13 protein-coding genes are annotated in these 19,511 nt (G+C 48.5%); 4 read left to right on the top strand and 9 right to left on the bottom strand.

All coding sequences use genetic code 11. The features are described from left to right. Positions 1-342 precede the first annotated feature (342 nt). Entirely contained in the window at positions 343-1,053 is a 711-nt protein-coding gene (locus D9T21_RS01995; protein ID WP_206427213.1) for a hypothetical protein, read from the bottom strand. 618 nt (positions 1,054-1,671) lie between these two features. Here D9T21_RS01995 and D9T21_RS01990 point away from each other — a divergent pair. Further along, positions 1,672-3,579 (top strand): winged helix-turn-helix domain-containing protein, encoded by a 1,908-nt coding sequence (locus D9T21_RS01990; protein WP_164464548.1) that lies wholly within the window; start codon positions 1,672-1,674, stop codon positions 3,577-3,579. Positions 3,580-3,623: 44 nt separating this feature from the next. On the opposite strand, the gene D9T21_RS01985 is transcribed toward D9T21_RS01990, so the two are convergent. From D9T21_RS01985 to D9T21_RS01955, 7 genes are all read right to left on the bottom strand, one after another. Continuing rightward, positions 3,624-5,183 (bottom strand): tryptophan halogenase family protein, encoded by a 1,560-nt coding sequence (locus D9T21_RS01985; protein WP_123323484.1) that lies wholly within the window; start codon positions 5,181-5,183, stop codon positions 3,624-3,626. Further along, positions 5,180-6,739, bottom strand: a complete 1,560-nt coding sequence (locus tag D9T21_RS01980; RefSeq protein WP_123323483.1) for a tryptophan halogenase family protein — start codon at positions 6,737-6,739, stop codon at positions 5,180-5,182. The genes D9T21_RS01985 and D9T21_RS01980 overlap by 4 nt, the downstream gene beginning before the upstream one ends. 52 nt (positions 6,740-6,791) lie before the next feature. Beyond that, a complete protein-coding gene (locus D9T21_RS01975) occupies positions 6,792-9,929 on the bottom strand; it encodes a TonB-dependent receptor (protein WP_206427212.1) in 3,138 nt (1,045 codons plus the stop codon). 325 nt (positions 9,930-10,254) lie between these two features. After that, a complete protein-coding gene (manD, locus tag D9T21_RS01970; RefSeq protein ID WP_123323482.1) occupies positions 10,255-11,463 on the bottom strand; it encodes a D-mannonate dehydratase ManD in 1,209 nt (402 codons plus the stop codon). 24 nt (positions 11,464-11,487) lie between these two features. Beyond that, on the bottom strand, positions 11,488-12,774 hold the full coding sequence (locus D9T21_RS01965) for a TRAP transporter large permease (RefSeq protein WP_123323481.1): 1,287 nt from the start codon (positions 12,772-12,774) through the stop codon (positions 11,488-11,490). Continuing rightward, positions 12,771-13,238, bottom strand: a complete 468-nt coding sequence (locus D9T21_RS01960; RefSeq protein WP_123323480.1) for a TRAP transporter small permease — start codon at positions 13,236-13,238, stop codon at positions 12,771-12,773. Before D9T21_RS01960 ends, D9T21_RS01965 begins: the two co-directional genes overlap by 4 nt. After that, positions 13,235-14,242 (bottom strand): C4-dicarboxylate TRAP transporter substrate-binding protein, encoded by a 1,008-nt coding sequence (locus D9T21_RS01955; RefSeq protein WP_123323479.1) that lies wholly within the window; start codon positions 14,240-14,242, stop codon positions 13,235-13,237. Before D9T21_RS01955 ends, D9T21_RS01960 begins: the two co-directional genes overlap by 4 nt. Positions 14,243-14,617: 375 nt before the next feature. On the opposite strand from D9T21_RS01955, the gene D9T21_RS01950 reads away from it, so the two are divergent. Next, on the top strand, positions 14,618-15,688 hold the full coding sequence (locus D9T21_RS01950; protein ID WP_123323528.1) for a glycoside hydrolase family 43 protein: 1,071 nt from the start codon (positions 14,618-14,620) through the stop codon (positions 15,686-15,688). A 29-nt stretch (positions 15,689-15,717) separates the two neighbouring features. Continuing rightward, complete coding sequence (locus D9T21_RS01945; RefSeq protein WP_123323527.1) at positions 15,718-17,118, top strand: sugar porter family MFS transporter; 1,401 nt, start codon at positions 15,718-15,720, stop codon at positions 17,116-17,118. 117 nt (positions 17,119-17,235) lie between these two features. Here D9T21_RS01945 and D9T21_RS01940 read toward each other — a convergent pair whose 3' ends face one another. After that, entirely contained in the window at positions 17,236-18,108 is an 873-nt protein-coding gene (locus D9T21_RS01940; RefSeq protein ID WP_123323478.1) for a hypothetical protein, read from the bottom strand. Positions 18,109-18,365: 257 nt separating this feature from the next. Here D9T21_RS01940 and D9T21_RS01935 point away from each other — a divergent pair, with 257 nt between their 5' ends. Beyond that, positions 18,366-19,460 (top strand): MBL fold metallo-hydrolase, encoded by a 1,095-nt coding sequence (locus tag D9T21_RS01935; protein WP_241155599.1) that lies wholly within the window; start codon positions 18,366-18,368, stop codon positions 19,458-19,460. Positions 19,461-19,511 lie beyond the last annotated feature (51 nt).

Below are 19,511 nucleotides of genomic sequence, written 5' to 3'. Positions count from 1 at the left end.
TAATACCTCAAAATTTAACTACTACAGAACTCATGTTGTCTATGAAATAACCGTGCCAAGATCAATTTTTAACCAATAATTACAAACTTAGTAAAATTTGTCAGATTTAATTACAGAGGACTGTAAATTTTATTGACACATTTTCGATGTTTATCGGCGAATGGGTAAAAATGAATGACGAGTGACATTTGTGACAAAAAATCGTAAATCAAGTCACACCCGCAGTGAAAATGCGAAAATAACTATAAATGAGCTGGGGAAGTTAAATTACGGCAGAGAGGATTTGTAAGGTCTATCTAAGTGTAAATCACGAAGGGCTTGAGCCCTTCGTGTATGGTAAAACTAGTTTGGTGCTACCGGGGCTGGTGCCAGGAAGCCATCTTCATTGAAGACTTCACCGGAATCTTGCCAGGGTGCAGAGTTCATTCGCGGGTAGCCCTCGAGGAACTTAACTTCACCGCCGGTTTGCTGCTTGATTTTACGAACCACATCCAACACTGTTTTTTCTGCCCACTCTTCAGGTGTACCGACCATCGCGTAAGCCGCTTTACGAGCCAGTCCATCTACGCCGAGGAAACCACCTCCCTCTTTCTTTGTGTAGTTTGCGTAAACGTCCAGAGCATAGCCTCCTTCGTAGTGCCAAAGACAAAGATTAAATGACATGTTGAAGGCGTTATCCACATCTTTTCTTGCTGTGGCGGTCCATACGGCACCTTCACATGACGCGACTTTCAGCATGTTATTCAAAGATGGATTCATTTTCATGGCAAACGCCATTACACCGCTGGCCTGTCCCATATCCTTGCTACCATCAACAGGCTTAAAACGTCCCGGTTTTTTTGGCGTTTCACCCATCACAATCGGGTTTTGTTCATCGGCCGAAGACACATTAGCACCAAGGCCATCACTTGCCGCCTCGGTGACTACATAACGGTCTGCAGTGGTTTTAATATCAAATACCCGGTACAGTTCAATACTCTTATTCTTCTCGACTGCAGCATTATTTACTGACGCACATCCACCCAAACTCGTTATTGCTATAACGGCGGTCACTAGTCCCAACTTCTTCATCGTAATTCTTTCCATTTGCTAAAATTGCACTCAATCTGGTTCATTGGTTAATGCCCTGCTAATGAGAGCTTGTATATCAAATATTTTTGTATTGATGGGCGACTGCAACCTGAACAAACAGGCCACAGCAGACCGTGACGAAATATCATCCAGCTTGGTCACAAACTGATAGTGAAATGATTTGAAATTGTGTGATTAAGTGTGAATTTCCATGAAAATCATATAGTTAAAAATCAACCTGCAGCTTATTGATTTACCCTTCCTGAATCATTACACTGCATCAAAGACTGGCGTAGACTATGAGTTGTTGCTCAAAACAAACCGGTAGTCTGATTTTTATCTGGCTTACCATGCGAAGCGTCTTTACGGTTTGCAGCTAGTTGAAAAACAATAATCAGAGTTATAAAAGCACTCCTTTTGACGTTAACGGACTGACAATAATGAACAATAAGATGTACTTTCTGGCCTTTCTCAAACAGCCCGCATTCTCTGACCATTCAAATTAATAAAGCAGTCTGATGACTTACTAAAACGACAGCGATATTGCTCCTGCTTCGTATGGTGAGTACTGCCTCGAATAAGAATTAAAAAAGTATTACCGTGAGATATAAAATTAGTGGTTATTTATTGTCGGAAAACCTGGATTCGGCAGAAAAAGGCAACCAGTTCATAGACATTACCCATCAGGAAAAAGCGGCACTGGAGTTATTTTTTGCCGCTCCTGATGGCTTTGTAGAAACAGCATCCATTGAGTCCGCCGTATGGGGTGAACGCGTCGTGACACACAATTCGTTACGCAAACTTATCAGCGGGCTGAGGATAAAATTTGACGATAAGGACGCCTTTAAAAATATCAGAGGTAAAGGCTACCAATTGCTTTTCGAGCAACTGGATGCAAATGAACCTGCAAAACAACCGCTGAAACACAGCGGGAGCCGACTAACATGGATTGCCTCCTGCACGGTTTTAACGCTTTGCTGTTTGACGGTCCTTTTGTTCATACTGAACAGGTCTGGCGGCCATTCACTGCCAAAACCGTCGATACAAACCGTTTTTGAGTCTAAAGACTACATTTTGGATTACGCGCTGTTCGAGGATACGTTCTTTGTTACTACCAGAGACAAAAGCAGCTCTACCCTCTATCAAACGAAAAATCGCCAGAATTCAGTTTTAATGGAGGCTGATTTCCCCGGCGCTTTCAGAGGTATTGAAATCCATAGCAGTGGCAAAACCATCATGCATGTTATTGAGGACGCTCGCTGCATAATTAAAATTTACGCTGAACCCGTTCGTCAACTGATAGATCAGCTTGCATGTAATCGTCAGAACTCTTTCCCCTCCTTCGACTGGATCGATGAGCACCGTTTTTATGTGACCTTTAATGTTGAACCTAATGCTTCTATAGAGCCCTATATCTATGATCTACGTACACAACACCTGGAAAAGGTTACTGCTATTAACGTCAGCCCGGCAACCGATAACAAGTTTATAGACAGCTTTATAAAAGCTTATGGCGAAGGTCTGTTCTCTCTGCGGATAAACCATCTTGATCAAATGTCATTGATGTATTTGGGCCATGAAAAACAACATATCTTGTACCAGTTCCGGGGCAAGCCTTATTCAGTTGCGGTGTCAGACGATAATCTGGTATTTGTTGGTAACCATAATGAGTTATTGACCGTCCCACTCAACAACAACGATATCGATAGCGAAATATTTCCAACCCTTCTGATGGCTCCGCAAACCAACAAAATTGACGATCCCCTGTTCCTGCAGGACGACCTGTATATTTCTGTTGGCAATACCTCGAAGCGGGTCATCTACAGCACTTCAGGTGACTTTACCTACAGTCTCGAAAACGGTATTGATGATTTCGACTACACCAATAACATACTGACTATTTTAGGTACCACTAATACTGGCTACGTCATTGAGCAGCTGCAGGAAAATAAGTTAATTAATTCGGTATATCTAACCACCGCGCTTAACTTTCGACATGTCGCGTTTTTCAATGACAACATCTATCTGGCCGGAGCGTCAGGCCTTTACCGCCTAAATAGAACTAAGCCTGAGCTTATCGACAAGTTGAAGGTAGTGGAACTGGCTACCAATGGTCAATGCTTCCTCGCCGAAGCTGATGACGGAGTTTATAGCTTTAACGGAGATGGTAACTCAGTAAGAAAAATTGCGGCTCAGGGAGAGCGGGTATTTTCTTCGGACCAGGAATGCATGTATGTTGATAAACTCAGCGGCAAAATTGTTAATGAACAGCGAGAGATCATCGCCTCCCCCACCATGAACAGGCTTTTGTTTGAACATAATGGCCAAATTGTCCATTGGTACAGTAAAGGTGATAAGTCTTACATCATTGATGCCATCAGCCAGCAAAACATTGCCAGTACCCGCAACAGAGTACTCAATAAAAAAGTGGGGTCTTACGGCGACGATATAATTTATCTAGGTCATGCCGAGGTTAATACATCCATCGTTAAGGTTACCTTTCTTTAAGCCGGGAAACGGGGATGTGCCGTCAGAATTATGCCTGAGCTAGCTCAGGCAACTGCTTGCTTTGTCTCACAATAACGGCGGATAAACTCCTCGTGAGTAGGCATAGACCCGGCCGTTTTCGCTACTGACATGCGCAGCATTTGCATGTTTTTAAGTAACGCCTGTGCAGGCACCCGATCCACCAGCACATCGTAGTTTTGCGGGTAAATCCCCTGCCCCAGCATCACGGCCAGCCAGCTATGCGGCGTAAACAAGTCTTCGGGCGACGGGATCACCCGGCCACTGCTGCGAAATATTTCAAGCTTGGCCGCCAGCGAGTCCGGAATAGCCATATGCTTTACGTAGCGCCAGAATTCAGTGTCCTCGCGCTCGGTAGCATTATAGTGAAGCACAATAAAGTCGCGCAGGCGCTCATAGTCGGCGGTCATTAATGCATTGTACTGCGCTATCTCTGAGCGGTTACAGCCGCGCCCCGGCCACAAATTTACTAGTCGCTGGATCCCCATTTGAATAAGGTGAATACTGGTAGATTCCAACGGTTCGATAAATCCGCCTGCCAGGCCGATAGCCACGCAATTCTTCTCCCAGAATGCTTTGCGATGCCCGGTACGAAATTTAAGTGGCAGCGGTTGAGTAACCGGTTCTCCCTCCACACCGGCAAGTAACTTTTGCAGTGCCTCGTCGTGTTCCATAAAGTCACTGCTGTATACATGGCCGTTTCCTAATCGGGTTTGCAGTGGTATGCGCCAGCGCCAACCGGCATCGTCGGCAGTGGAACGGGTAAACGGGTCGGGCGCACCGGCTAATTTGGTTTGTACAGCAATAGCCCGGTCGCAGGGTAAATAGTGATGCCAGTCGACAAATTCACTCTGCATCGCACCATCAATCAACAGCGCCTTAAAGCCGCTGCAATCAACAAACAGGTCACCCTGCAGCACCTGCCCGCTGTTTAGCGTGACTGATTGTAGCAGGCCCGAATTGCTATCCTGTTCAACACTGTTAACGATGCCTTCAATACGTTCTACATTGCGTTGCTCGGCATAGCGCCGCAGCATTTGCCCATACCGTGCTGAGTCGAAATGATAAGCGTAGCGCATGGTCGATAAGATGGTATCAGCGCCCCCCTGTGGCGGCGCAAAACGCCCTTGCTTAGCCGCTACGGTACACAAATTATAGTCGCTGATAATGCCGGGAGCATCGGCAGGTATTTCGCCTTTTTCAGCCATTGCATTTAAGCGCAGCCACAGTTGGTGAAAAGAGAACTCCGGCGTATCGCGGCCATAAAATCCAAACGGATGAAAATAGCTCTGGCCTTTTTGATACCAGTCGACAAAATCAATCCCGAGCTTATAAGTACCCTGGCACTCGCGGAGTAAATCGTGCTCTTTTATACCCAGAAAATCATTAAACTCCATCAAGGTTGGAATGGTGGCTTCACCCACGCCTATCACGCCGATATCCTCAGATTCCACCAGGGTAATGCAGGTATCCGGCGGTGCAATGCGGGCAATGGCGGCTGCACACATCCAGCCTGAGGTGCCCCCTCCTACTATCACCACGCGTTTTACTTCAGGTGTATTAACGGGGTTTGCTGAATGGCTCATCGGCGGGCCCTCCGCGGCTGTGGCTTAAAGCCACTCTGGCATACCTCACTCACCAAATCGCGATGGGTAGGCACTGCCCGTTTGGCATTCTCACTCTGCTGGCGAATACTGGCAAACTCGTTACGTGCATCATCAAAGAAACGCAACGCGCCTTCCCGGGCTGAAATGTCGGTTTTAAAGCCCATACCATACAGAATATATTGCCAGCTGTTTTCATCAAAAATATCGTGGCTGGCATCAATGTCTAAAAACGAAGGCGGCCGGTGACGCCACTGCTCCAGCTTTCCTTTAAGGTACTCAGAAGCCGTTGCAGGATCCTGGTTGTCCCGCCAGAATGCGGTATCGTCGCGCTCAGTAAGATAGTAGTGGAGCTTGATAAAGTCTTTTACGTGTTCGAAGCGTTTACTCATGGCGTTGTTAAACTGGGTAGCAGAACGCTCATAATCGCCGGACCACGGAAACAGATTACACAGCATCAATGCAGCCACTTCGGCAAAACTTATCCCCGTAGCTTCCAGCGGTTCAATAAAGCCCACCGATAAGCCAATTCCCACACAGTTTTTATGCCACTGGGTTTTACGATAACCCGGCTCAAATTTCAGTAACCGGTGTTGCAGGTTATCGGCCGCAGGCCCGATATGCGCTTTGAGGGTAGCCACTGCGGTTTCTTCATCGCAGTATTTTGAGGAATACACGTATCCCAGTCCACGTCGTTCATGCAAACCTATATCCCAAATCCAGCCGTAATCTTTGGCTGTTGTATAGGTACAGGATGGAATGGGTCCGCCGGCCTGCTCATAAGGCACCTGCAGAGCTACGGCCCGATCGCAGAACAACTCATTTTTATAGGAAGTAAATTCTGACCCCAGGGTTTCACCGATGAGTCTGGCTCTGAAGCCGGTACAGTCGATAAACAGATCGGCGGTGAGATCGCCATGCTCTCTGGCGGTCACCGATGCAATAGCGCCATCTTCATCGAGCTTCACATCGTCAATGGTATCGATTAGCCGTTTGACGCCCATTTCCATCGCCCGACTGCGCACCAACGCTGCCAGCTTGGTCGCATCAAAATGGTAGGCGTAATTAAGGGGCGCTTCATAGTTGGGATGCGATATTAATTTGGGAGCCAGCTTAGCCTCCACCGCTCGTTCCTGTACTGTGCAGCATTCAGACCAGGGCACATCCCCGGCCACGCCTAACAACCAGTAGGGCAACAAATCCATATCAGTATGCTGAGACGCAACCTGAAAAGGGTGAAAGTAGCTGTCAGCCGGGTCGTCAGCGGGATTTTTCTTCCAGTTATTAAAACGAATGCCCTGTTTGAACGTGGCATCCGCGTGCTTAATCAGATCGCTTTCATCCAGGCCTATACGGCCCATGGTTTTACGGATGATAGGAAAGGTACCCTCGCCTACGCCGAGGATACCGATTTCTTCAGATTCGACCAGAGTGATTGATACGCCGCCGGGGGTGTCTGCTGCCAGCATCCGCGCCATGTAAGCCGCGGTCATCCAGCCTGCGGTACCGCCGCCAACGATCAATACACTCTTTCTCATCTTATGTTTACCTTTTATTTACAACTTGGGTTGAACCATCTCAACACCCTGCTTAGAAGTCAAACCCAACGTGCAGGCTGATACGACGGTCGGTCACAAACACGGCCCGGTCTACAAACACGCCGTCGAGGATTTCCATCTCGGTACGCTGATCTTCGTCGGTCAGGTTCTGAACATTCAGCTTAACGTTGATGGCGTCAGTCACCCGATACGAAACACTGGCATCAAGACGCCCGATAGCCGCTGCGTAAACCGGCAAACCGATTTGAATATCGTCGCCGCTGAACGGGTCGGTATACACCCGCGTAGTACCTGAGTCGTTGGTGGTAGTCAGGTAACGGTCACGCCAGTTATAGGCCAGACGCGCACTCAGATCGCCTTTATCGTAAAGTAAGGTGGCTGAGTAAGACCACTCAGATAATCCAATCACCGGAACACTAAGCTCATCGCCATTAATATCCAGGGCGAAGGCATCCGGCGAGTCGTTACCAATGTAAGTAACGTTAGCATCCACACCAAAGCCACTTAACCAACCCGGCAACTCATCGAAGTAGGTTCGGCCACCCAATTCAAAACCGCTGATAATGGTATCTTCGTCGGAGTTAAAGTTGGTGCGGCTCTGTACCGGTCCATCCAGGAATGAACTACCACTGCCATCGGTAAACGCCGACTGCGGATAGTTGTCTTCATTAAAGTACTCTGCGCCCGGGCCAGAGAAGTTATTGAACGTGATGTAATTTTCAATGGTTTTATGGAACAGCGATAAATGCACCGAAGAGCCTTTACGCGGATACCACTCCACCGATACATCGTGGTTGAGTGCAATCTCAGGCTCCAGGAACGGGTTCCCCGAGGTATTGGTGTAGCCCGAGAAGATGGCCGGAATCGATACATCTTCATCCGGATACAATGCATCCAGTTCCTGGTTAATTACGTTCTCAGTAGTTTGTACTGAGGCAATACCCTGGGCCCGGATGTCCGGATAGCGCGGCGGCGTTAATGTTTTGGTAAACGCGTAGCGAACAATCCAGTTTTCAACCGGCTCAAACTTAATGTTAAAGGACGGCAGGAAATAGTCTTTCGTCAACTCTCCCACACGTTCGGTTTCAAACCCGACACTCTCGCGGGTAAACGGAGGTTGTACACCTTCGTTGGCTTCCTGCCAGGCAAGAATATTAGACAGGCCGCCCATGGCTTCTACCGATGCCTGTGCATCAGCTACGGTGGCGTAGTAACGAGCGCCACCATTGAAAGCAAAGTTACCCATACTTTCTATGTCATAGTTAACCCAACGCACACCAAAGTTACCGGTAAAGTTAGACCAGAACGAATCACCGTAATTCTCGAACCCGACCATGGCATATAACGACTGGGTTTTATGTTTGGTATCGTAGAACGACGGACGCTGATCAAAGTTACGGTTTGGCGGATTGCCATAGATATAGTTACTCGCTTCCGGATCGCTACACTGGTAATACAGGTCTGGTCCACAAGCCGTATAGGTGTTGTATACCCGCGCAAACTGGTCGGCAGAGTTGATTTGGTCGGTACCTACCCACACTGCGCCCGGTGCCTGTACATCCCCTTTAAAGAAGTCGGAGAATTCTTCTAAATAGAAGTCGCCTTCTGGTGCCGTATCAACAAAAGCTCTGGGTACACCGTTCCAGTTACGGCCTGTGGCCGACCACCAGGTACCCACAAAGCTGTCTGATTCTTCACGGTCGGCTACCCGACCGCCCACGGCGACTTTACGGAAGAAGTCATGCTCGAGATAAAAACTGGCATCCAGTTGGAACGCGTGCGCATCGCCCTCGTTTTCCATATCCAGCCAGTTAATTCGCGACATACCGGTATTCGCCGGATCGGTAGACAGCGGATTACCAAAGGTTACCGCCGGACGATTGCCGGTTAAGTCCATATTGGTTTCAATGATATTCTCAAGCACCGCACCACCCAGGCTGTATTTGCCCGAACGCGATTCCGCTTTAACGTACTGATAGCTACCGCTTAAATCCCAGTAATCCGACTCGTATTCAAAGCCAAAGCTGTGATCGGCTGTTTTACTGAAGCCCGGCGTAAAGCTAGAGTTCATAGCCACTGGCAAGCCAGAAGTAAGGTTAGTGCTGGAAATTGCTCCGCTCACAAAAACGTCATCATCAAACTGAGCACCATCAAGCACGCCTACCGGCGCACCCGGCTCAATAGTCATGATCTGACTGTCACGGTTACTTTCACGCTCTGAAATAAAGGTAGTGTGGAAGAATTCCAGGTTTTCTCTTGGCTTCCATTGTAATGCGGCGTAATAACCGGTCCGTTCACGCTCAAACTGGTCCTGGGTAAAACGCACACCGGCTGGGGCATATACGCGCTGGCCGTTGTAGTTGGTCGCATGGTAAGGCGGAATAATAATATTACTGTCGTGCGAGGCGATTTTTGAGTAACCCATATTGAGTAACACACCAAACTCACCGTAGTCAGTTTCCCAGCGATCCGAGATCAAACCGGAGTAAGCCGGGGTTAACTCTTCAGAAAAGTCGCCGTAATCGGCCGTTACCGAGCCATTCGCTTTAAAACCTTCAAAGTCGAAAGGCATACGGGTTTGCAGGTTTACCGTACCGGCCACACCACCTTCAATCAGATCGGCGCGGCTGGCTTTATACACGGTAACCGCTTTTAGCAGTTCCGGGCCTACATCTGCCCAGCTTAGCCCTGAACCACCGTTAGCGGAAAATACTTCGCGCCCGTTGATCAGCGTTTTGGATTTATTTAAGCCCCGTACCTGAATACCAGACCCTTCGAAGGCGAAGCCATCCGGCGAGCCTTCGCTGCCCGCTCTAACCCGGTTCATGGTAACACCTGGTGAACGTTCCAGAATTTCTAATAATGAGGTACTGGGGACTTTGCCAGCTTCATCAAGGACAATAGAATCACCAATGGTATCGGCATTCTTCTTTAAGTCGATGGCGCTTTCCAGCGACTGACGCTGACCCGTTACCGAGATCACCTCTACTGCGCTGTCGTCCTCGCTTTCTTTGTTTTCATCAACTGCCTCTTGCGCCATTACCGCTGTGGTACAAGACATAATAGCAGCGGCAAGTACCGACCTTTTAAACCGCGGGAATGACTCCCCTGGCATTAAGCCGTTTTGCTCACTTTGTGAATTTAAATTTCTGCTTTTTGATTTAGGCATGTGTAGCAGCCCTCCGGTTTCAGTGATTCTCAGCCTTTAATGAGGCAACTGTGAATTTACAATCGAGTGTCAGAGCTTCCTTTGTACAACTCATTCCGGAGGGTATTATTGACTTATTATATTAACATTTAATTTACGTTTATTGGTAAGCTCATTGCTTTTGTTTAAAAAAGATTAATAAAAAATACTTTGTAAAATAATCACATAAGCAAAAGAAGACCTCAGAGCAACAATACCCTGATAACCTTTCGCCCGATTTAAAATTCAACCTTTTATTAACCTTACAAATAGCTTGTCCTGAGTCTGTTTAACTAAGAAATAACGATCACCAATGCCACAGCGTGCCGTCCTCGAGTCGGTTTACTGGCAACGCCGCTCGCTGGTAAGGATATTTTGCTGCCAGCTTCTCATCGATATCCACACCATGGCCTGGGGCTTCACCCGGAGTGAAGAAACCACGGTCAAACTGGTAATCAAAGGAGAACACCGATTCCATCAGTTCGCTGTGCGGCATATGCTCCTGAATACCAAAGTTAGGCACCCAGTAATCAAAATGAAGGGCGGCCCCCATGCATACCGGAGACAGATCGGTCGCACCATGAAAACCGGTACGAATATGATAGAGGGCCGCTAAATCGGCTATCCGGCGCATTTGTGTAATGCCGCCGGCATGCACCAGCGTAGAACGAATATAATCAATCGACTGATTAAGGATAAGCTCCTTACAGTCATGAATAGAGTTAAAGACTTCTCCCACGGCCAGTGGCGTTGTGGTGTGCTGGCGGATAAGCTCAAAGCCCTGCTGGTTTTCAGCGGGCACGGCATCTTCCATCCAGAACAGATGATAAGGCTCCAGTTCCTTACCCAGCCGCGCCGCCTCAATGGGCGTTAAGCGGTGATGCACATCATGCAGCAGGTGTATTTCTTCGCCATACTGACGACGCACTTCACTGAACAGGTGCGGCACAAAATTAAGATACTTTTCGGTAGACCACACAGCCTCGGAAGGCAGTGCCGCATCCGCCGGTTCATATTTTTTACCGTCTTTGGCCACACCGTAAGTGCTGGCCATACCGGGGATGCCTGACTGCACTCGCACAGCCTGATATCCCTGATCGATAGCCTCTCCCACCGCTTCGAGCGTAGAGGCTAAATCACTGCCGTTAGCATGGGTATATGTCATGATGCGATCGCGGCTACGACCACCGAGTAACTGGTATAAAGGTAGGCCAGCCACTTTGCCCTTAATATCCCACAGAGCCATATCAACCGCAGCCAGGGCTGTCATGCCCACTGGACCACGACGCCAGTAGGCACCGCGATAAATATACTGCCAGATATCTTCAATCCGGGCCGGATCCTTACCGATTAATGCCGGGATGAGGTAATCTTCAAGATAACTGACTACCGTTTTCTCGCGACCGTTGAGTGTTGCATCACCAATACCGTAAATCCCTTCGTCGGTAACTATTTTGAGGGTAACGAAGTTGCGACCGGGCGAACATACAATCACATACGCATCAGTAATTTTCATAATATAGTCTCATCTTCAGGCCAGTTAAGGCGTGGCATAAACATAGTCGGGTAAAAACAGCACCAGTTCCGGCAGCAGTGCCAGCAACAGCAACACCACCAGCACGGTGAGATAAAATGGCCAGACATGACGAATAAACTGGGTAATCGGGCAATCCATGATGTTGCACACGGTGTACATAGCAATTCCAACCGGCGGTGTAGTGCCGCCAAAGGTCACTACCAGCACGAGTAAAATGCCAAAGTGAACCGGGTCGATCCCCACGCTTTGGATAACGGGCACCAGAATAGGAGTGAGCAACAGTACGGTAATGGTGCCTTCCATCAGCGTACCAATCACCAGCAACAGTGCCAGGCAAATCATCAGCACCAGCAGTGGTGACTGAGTTACTGCAGACACGCTTTGGGCCAGCTCAACCGGTAATTGCTGAAAAGCAATCACATAACCTGCCGTGCCGGCCGCCAGCACAATCAACATAATCATGCCGATATCACGCACGCTTTCATTTAAGGCGCTGTATAGTTCTGCAATGGTGAGTTCCCGATAAGCAAACAGCCCCACTAAAACGGCGTACACCACGGCAAAGGCACCGGCTTCTGATGGCGTAAAGATCCCCCAGCGAATGGTAACAATCAGCAGCACCGGGAATAATAACGCCCATTTGCATCGGCCAGCCGCGATCATAACCTCCCGGAATGCCGGCGGCTTTTGTGTTTCGGTGTTACCAAGCTTCTGAGAGCTTGCCACCCAACGCACGCAGAGCATCAGTGCGATAGTCAGCAAAGCGCCGGGGAATAGTCCAGCGATAAACAATTTACCAATCGACACATTGCCCATGTAGCCATACAAAATTAAGCCGATACTTGGCGGAATACAGGCCGTAATCAAAGCACTCACGGTGATGATGGCTGCACTGAAGCCCCGCGGTAAACCTGAGTCTTCCATAGGCTTACCAAGAATACGGGCCTGCATGGCGGCATCAGCAATAGCCGACCCCGATACGCCGCCCATCAGAGCACTGAGCACAATAGTGACATGAGCCAGACCACCGCTGATCCAGCACACCAGCAAATTAGCAAAACTTATCAGCCGCGAAGTGATCCCCGAAGCGTTCATAATGTGCCCGGCCAGGATGAAAAACGGCACTGCAAGTAACGGAAAGCTCTGGCTACTCGATACCATCCGCTGCACTGCTACCAGCACCGGTAAGGAGTCATGCATAACAAAAAACAGCAGGCCGCTGGCCATCAGGCTAAACGCCAGTGGCACACCGGCTAATAACAAGGCCAAGAAAACCAGCAGCATCATCATTGCGCCGCCCTCTGTTTAACTGAAAACCATTTAAGCCAGCTTTGTTCAAGCAGGGTTAGCAGCATCAATCCGGCGCCTACCGGGAGTGCAAGGGCTACGTAGCGGTAAGATATAGGCGTGCTACCCAGCGTTCGCTGAGGGTTAAGGTTAAATAGTGCAATGCCATACACAACAACAACGGCCAGTACGCCGATCATAATAAGTGATGCCAGCCCCGCAAGCCGCTGCTGCCAGTGCGCAGGCAGGTATTGGGTAGCAATATCCACCGTGGCATGTTGTGCGTGTTTTAAGGTTTGATTGGCACCGAGCATACACAGCCAGGCAAACAGGAGCTGGGCAATATCTACCGACCAGATAATCGGTAGCCCCACAGTTCGCATCACTGCCGCCGCAAAGACCAGCAATACAATGGCCGATAACAGGCCAATGCACACCATGCGCTCTATCTTATCGAGGTGGTTCATTGGCCGTTCCCCTCATCCAGCAATGTTCTAACCTGCTGGCGCAGCTCGCTGTATCCAAGGGTCTGATAAACTGACTCTGTAGCCTGCACAAATGGCACAACCGGCGGGGTAGATATTGAGACGCCGGCTGCGGTTAGCTTTGCCTCGATGTCATTTTCAGCCGTGAGTACCTGAGAAGTGGCGTACTTACCTGCCGCAGTGGCAGCGTGGAGGATGACATCCTGCTCGGCGACTGTTAGCCGGTTAAACCAGTCATCACTGGTCACCAGGCCGGATATCAGTTGAATATGGCCGGTTTTGCTAACATGACTTATTACCTCATAAAGCCTTGCGCCCCATACAGCAGCCAGCTGTGCTTCACCGGCGTCGATAACGCGTTGCTGCAGAGCACTGTACACTTCAGACCAACTCAATGGCGTGGGCGTAGCCCCCATGGCTTCGATGGTGCTTATCCAAACCGGCGCACTGATGGTACGTAGTCTTAATCCGTTCAAATCTTCAGGCTGAGCTACCGCCTGCTGGGTTAGCAGATGCCTTGCGCCCTGCCACCAGTTAAATGCCAGCACACGTAAACCGGCGTTTTGCTGCAGGTTGCCATTCCACTGTTGAAACAGATCCGAGCTCACCAGGTGCTGAAGTTCTGCCAGGTTGTTCACCAGATAAGGAGCACCGAGGATCCCCATTTCATGGGCATACACAGACAAGCGCCCGCCATCCACCAGCACCGCAATGCCAGCACCGGCCATGGCCTGTTCCAGAATGTCGTCGTCGTTTCCCAGCTGAGAACCAATAAACAGGTTAACGCTAAGCGAGCCTTTACTGCCGGTTTCGACCAACTGCTTAAAACGTATCAGGCCCTTGTACATGGGATCGCTGCTACTTAGTGACGTCACCACGTTCAGTGATGTCACTTTGTCTGAGCCCGCATTTGCATTGCTACCGGTAGCAAAAAAAGCCAGCAGCAAGCAAAAAATCAAATTGTGCAGACGATGCTGTATCACCATTGGTTAACTTTAGATTACTTCGTAGAGGCGTCAGGGTAGCGCTGGCGGGTAGCAGGCAACATTGTCATTTTTCACATTCCAGCAACGTTTTTTGGGTGACCGGGAAAATCCCCAGAAATACTGATGATTAGCAAAGTGTTATTTCAGAGAGATTTTTTTGCCATAGCGGAAAATCGAGCGCAGTATGAGCACTTTACATTGTGAAATTTATGTTATTCAGTACCGCTTTATCTTTTTATCGTTTCACAGCTCGTTAACATTGCCGATTGCCATCAGTCGCTGCATTATTTGACCTGAATTTTAATCACTGACCGGGAGCGTATTGTGACGTTTCAACCAAAATATTCACTGACCTTTTCTGCGTTGTTGTCAGCCATGGTGCTAACAGCGTGTCAGCCACAACAACAAAATGTTGAAGCCCAGAGCACACAGGCTCAAGCTGAGCCTCAAACAAAACCACAGGTAAAAAGCGGCCTTGCTGAGCCGTTGGTAGAACATATTTACACTGCGGATCCTTCCGCCCATGTGTTTAACGGCCGCCTGTATATTTATCCTTCTCACGACGTGGAATCAGGTATTCCTCAAAACGACAATGGCGATCACTTCGATATGCGCGATTATCATATTCTGAGCATGGACGAAGTGGGCGGTGAAGTGACCGATCATGGCGTTGCCTTATCAGTTAAAGATATTCCATGGGCAGGACGCCAGCTATGGGCGCCGGATGCTGCCGAAAAAGACGGCAAGTACTACCTGTATTTCCCACTCAAAGACAAGAACGACGTTTTCCACATTGGCGCAGCCGTGAGCGACACGCCTGAAGGTCCGTTCACTCCGGAGCCGGAGCCAATTGCCGGCAGTTACAGTATGGATCCTGCCGTGTTTAAAGATGACGACGGCGAGTATTACATGTACTTCGGCGGTATCTGGGGTGGCCAGCTACAACGCTATGAAGGCGGCACTTATAACCCGGAAGATGTTTACCCGGCAGATGATGCACCGGCAGTAAAACCTCGTATCGCCAAAATGGCGGATGACATGCTTTCTTACGCCGAAACGCCGAAAGAAATTGAATTACTCGACAAAGACGGTAGCCCCATTCTGCAGGGCGATAATGACCGCCGCTTCTTTGAGGCTGCCTGGGTACACAAATATCAGGGCAAGTATTACTTCTCTTACTCTACCGGCGATACTCATAAAATTGTTTACGCAACCGGCGACAACCCTTACGGCCCATTTACTTATCAGGGCGTGATCCTGCAACCGGTAGAAGGCTGGACTAACCATCACTCTATCGCCAAGTTTAAGGGTAAATGGTACCTGTTCTATCACGACAGCTCATTATCCGGCGGTCAAACGCATTTACGCAGCGTAAAAATGACCGAACTTACCTATAACCCGGATGGCAGCATCGTTACCATCGATCCATACCTGGAGCAGAAGTAATGCTTGAATCAACCGCGACGCCAGCATCGATGGACAGTCCGTCGGGCGAAAATATCGGCTTTGTTATTTTTATCAGTATTGTAGCCACCATTGGCGGATTCCTGTTTGGGTTCGACAGTGGGGTTATCAACGGTACAGTAGATGGCTTACAGCAAGCGTTTAACTCGGCCAGCGCCGGTACCGGATTTAATGTTTCGAGCATGCTGCTTGGCTGTGCAGTAGGGGCATTTTTTGCTGGCCGCTTTGCCGACAAATACGGCCGCCGTGCGCTACTGATTGTTTCGTCGGTACTGTTTATCATCAGTGCCTGGGGCTCTGGTATTGCTACGTCGTCTTTTGAATTTGTTATCTACCGGGTCCTTGGTGGCCTGGCAGTAGGTGCCGCCTCTGTGATGGCGCCAGCTTATATTTCAGAAGTCTCACCGGCCCGTTACCGCGGAATGCTCACCAGTATTCAGCAGATTGCCATTATCAGCGGTTTGTTTGCAGCGTTTTTAAGTAACTACATGCTGGCTGGTGAAGCAGCTGGTTCAACGAATACGCTGTGGTTGAATTTTGAGGCCTGGCGCTGGATGTTCTGGATTGAGCTTATTCCGGCCACCCTGTTTTTTGTGATGCTATGGTTTATTCCGGAGAGCCCACGCTTTCTGGTATCCAGCAACAAAACCGAACGGGCTCACCGTGTACTCACCCGGTTACTGGGCGAAGATGCAGCCACTCACAAACTCAACGAAATTAAGCAATCGCTGGCCGACGATCACCGTCCTCAGCTTAAAGACTTAATCGACAAAAACACCACCAAGGTACGCCCCATTGTTTGGGTAGGTCTGGGCCTGGCGGCGTTTCAGCAACTTGTTGGTATTAACGTGGTGTTTTACTACGGTGCGGTACTCTGGCAAGCCGTTGGCTTTTCTGAGTCGGACGCTCTGCTAATCAACGTACTAAGCGGGGCTATCAGTATCGCCGCCTGTATTCTTACCTTACTGGTGATTGATAAAATCGGCCGCAAACCACTCCTCAAGTGGGGCTCAATCGGCATGACAATTACCCTTGGCGTGATGGTTGTGGCCTTTTTAAATGCCTCACAAGGGCCAGACGGTAAGCTTATCCTGGGTGAATGGGGTACCACCGCACTGGTGGCAGCAAACCTGTATGTATTTTTCTTTAATATGTCCTGGGGCCCGGTAATGTGGGTAATGCTGGGAGAGATGTTCCCCAATCAGATCCGTGGTTCAGGCCTTGCAGTAAGCGGCCTGGTGCAATGGACTTCCAACTTCCTGATCACCATTACCTTCCCGATGCTGCTGGCGGGTATTGGCTTAGGTGGCGCTTACGGTATTTACGCCATTTTCGCCTTCCTGTCGGTAATCTTTGTGGTGAAGTTTGTTAACGAAACCAAAGGCAAAGAGCTGGAGCAAATGCAGGGATAAACAAAATCACTCCCACACTATAATCATAATAAAAGTCACCACTCGCCAGCGCTTAGTCGCTGGCTTTTTTTATGCTTGGTACGTAGGACATCGATATAGATTTTCGAATTGAAGTTTCTACTTTTCAAGTACAGCTGATGAGTCACTAAAGTAAAGTTGGAATTCTTCAGAATTCTCAATTTCATAAACTTTTTTGACTCCCTGGCCAAAGAGAAAACTTAATTCGTCAGTATCTGTACTTGTCCAAGTTCCTGTACCTCTTACTGCGACTTGCTCCCCTTGTTCCAATACACCCTCTTGAAATCTAATATTCCGGGAGTAAACGCCGACATATGGCTTGGTAGGCAGGTCCATGCTCTCCAGAGTATTTCGTCTTAATGAATTTTCCTCTTCAGTAAGAAAACCGCCCCGGTCCTTTTTGTAATGTTGTTCATCGTGGATCATATCTAAACTAATTTTAAGATTACCTTGCGCTACTCGAATCAGAGCGTATGAACCCTCAGATCGAATCAAAAAGTCTTTGGCTTTATTAATGTGTTTAATAGTTTGCCAAATTGTCCGAGAGCCAACATTTGTCTCACTACCGCTTACAGTTGCAACTTCTTCCTCTATTTGAGCTATCGTCTCATACGCAGCGCACTCCTTCTGAGAAAGTGGTGCGATTAAAGGCTCACCGAGAAGTACCAACTCTCCCTGAATTCTAATTAGCTCTCCATCTCTGGACTCATTCAACTCTGTTCTGTTTATTTCCTTGTAAGTCCTTATAAACTTTTTGCGTCCCCAGAAGTAGGAGTATGTATATGCGGCAAGACCTATGGTGGTTAGCGTTCCTGCAAAAATAATCAGAAAACGTGATGGCTTGTGAGACCAATACTGTTCAAACCAAATAGAATGCTCTGCCATTTCCCAACCTGCCAAAGCAACAAGGGCGAAGGTGCCTATACTACCGAAAACCCATAGGTAGTGAACCGTTGACTCTTTGAGTTTCATTTAAGGTTTGTCCTCCATCTCGAAGCAATAAGCACTATTTCACTATGTATTAAGTTAAACAAACCTGGATAGAAGAAAGCAATCAAAGGGAAATAATTTGAAACTGAATGTCCACATTTCGCCTTAAGCAGCCTTTACTGACAGGAAACTTCACTATCCTTCTACCGCCGTTAAGTTTGTTTACAACTTTTTGCGTTTGTCGCCGGCCGTGAGTTGGTAAACTTACCGTTGGAACATTTGAAGGGAACTTAACATCAGTGAAGTACATTGCTTTTTCGCTTGCCTCAGCGCTTGCGCTTTGTATTGCAGCCTGTAGCAGCATTAACCAAACAGAACGGTTAACACCGCCCGATTCGGTGGTGAAATATTCCAGCATGGAGGGCTATCAGGACCGCTTTATTAATTTGTTTCCCAAATTTAAAGATTACCCGGTAACCTGCAACGAAGACTGCTACCAGCCCAGTGAGCTTCTGACTTGCAACGAGCCTATGGAACAGTGCACTTACAACGGTGATTCTACGCCATTGTCGCTCGACACCGGGTATACGGTTAAATGGTATGGTCACGCCAGCTTTCGCATTACCACCCCGGATAACCAACAGTTTTTGTTCGACCCGGTATTTAATCAGTTTGACTGGCCGGTAAACTGGGCCTTTCGCCTGTCGGCCGGCTTTAATCGTAACGAACCGCAACAGCCCTCGGACTCGGTGCTTAATGCAACCGATGCGGTTATGTATTCGCACATTCATTATGATCACTTCAACAAAGGCGATATCCAGGCATTCTCTGCCGATACGGCGTTTTTAACGCCTCTAGGTTTTGCTGAGCACTTTCCCGACGGTGATTTTAACATTACCGAAATGGCCTGGTATGCCAGTAAACCGCTAGGCAAAATGAACGTGCATTTTGTCCCCGGCCATCACTTTAGCAACCGGATTCTGGTGCCTTATCTGTATGAAGACGAGAACAAAACCCTGTGGGGTGGTTGGCTGCTCGAACATCAGGGCAACACTTTATTTTTTGCTGGCGACACTGGTTATTCGCCCCACTTTAAGCAGATAAGAGAAAAGTACGGGGAGATTGACGTGTGCTTGCTGCCCATTGCTTCCTATTTCAGCGCAGAATCACCAGCCTTTTACAGAAAAGTCCATATGACACCGGAAGATGCTCTTATCGCAGCAAAAGAGCTTAACTGCAAAGTGATGGTCCCATGGGGTTATGGTAATAACAGCTGGAAGATGGGCGATAAAACCTCACACTCTGCCCTCTTTCGGCTGCTAACCATGCATGAACGTTTAGCTTCCGAGATTCCCTTACACATTCTCAACGAAGGGGAGCAGGTTAGCTTCTAAAAGACAATCAAGGGGTCAGGTACATTCATGTACCTGACCCCTTGATTGAGT

The organism is Marisediminitalea oceani, from assembly GCF_003731635.1.
In the GTDB taxonomy this organism is placed as follows: domain Bacteria; phylum Pseudomonadota; class Gammaproteobacteria; order Enterobacterales; family Alteromonadaceae; genus Alteromonas; species Alteromonas oceani.
The sequence above is the reverse complement of the archived record's forward strand: the minus strand, read 5'-3'. Positions and strand labels throughout refer to the sequence as shown.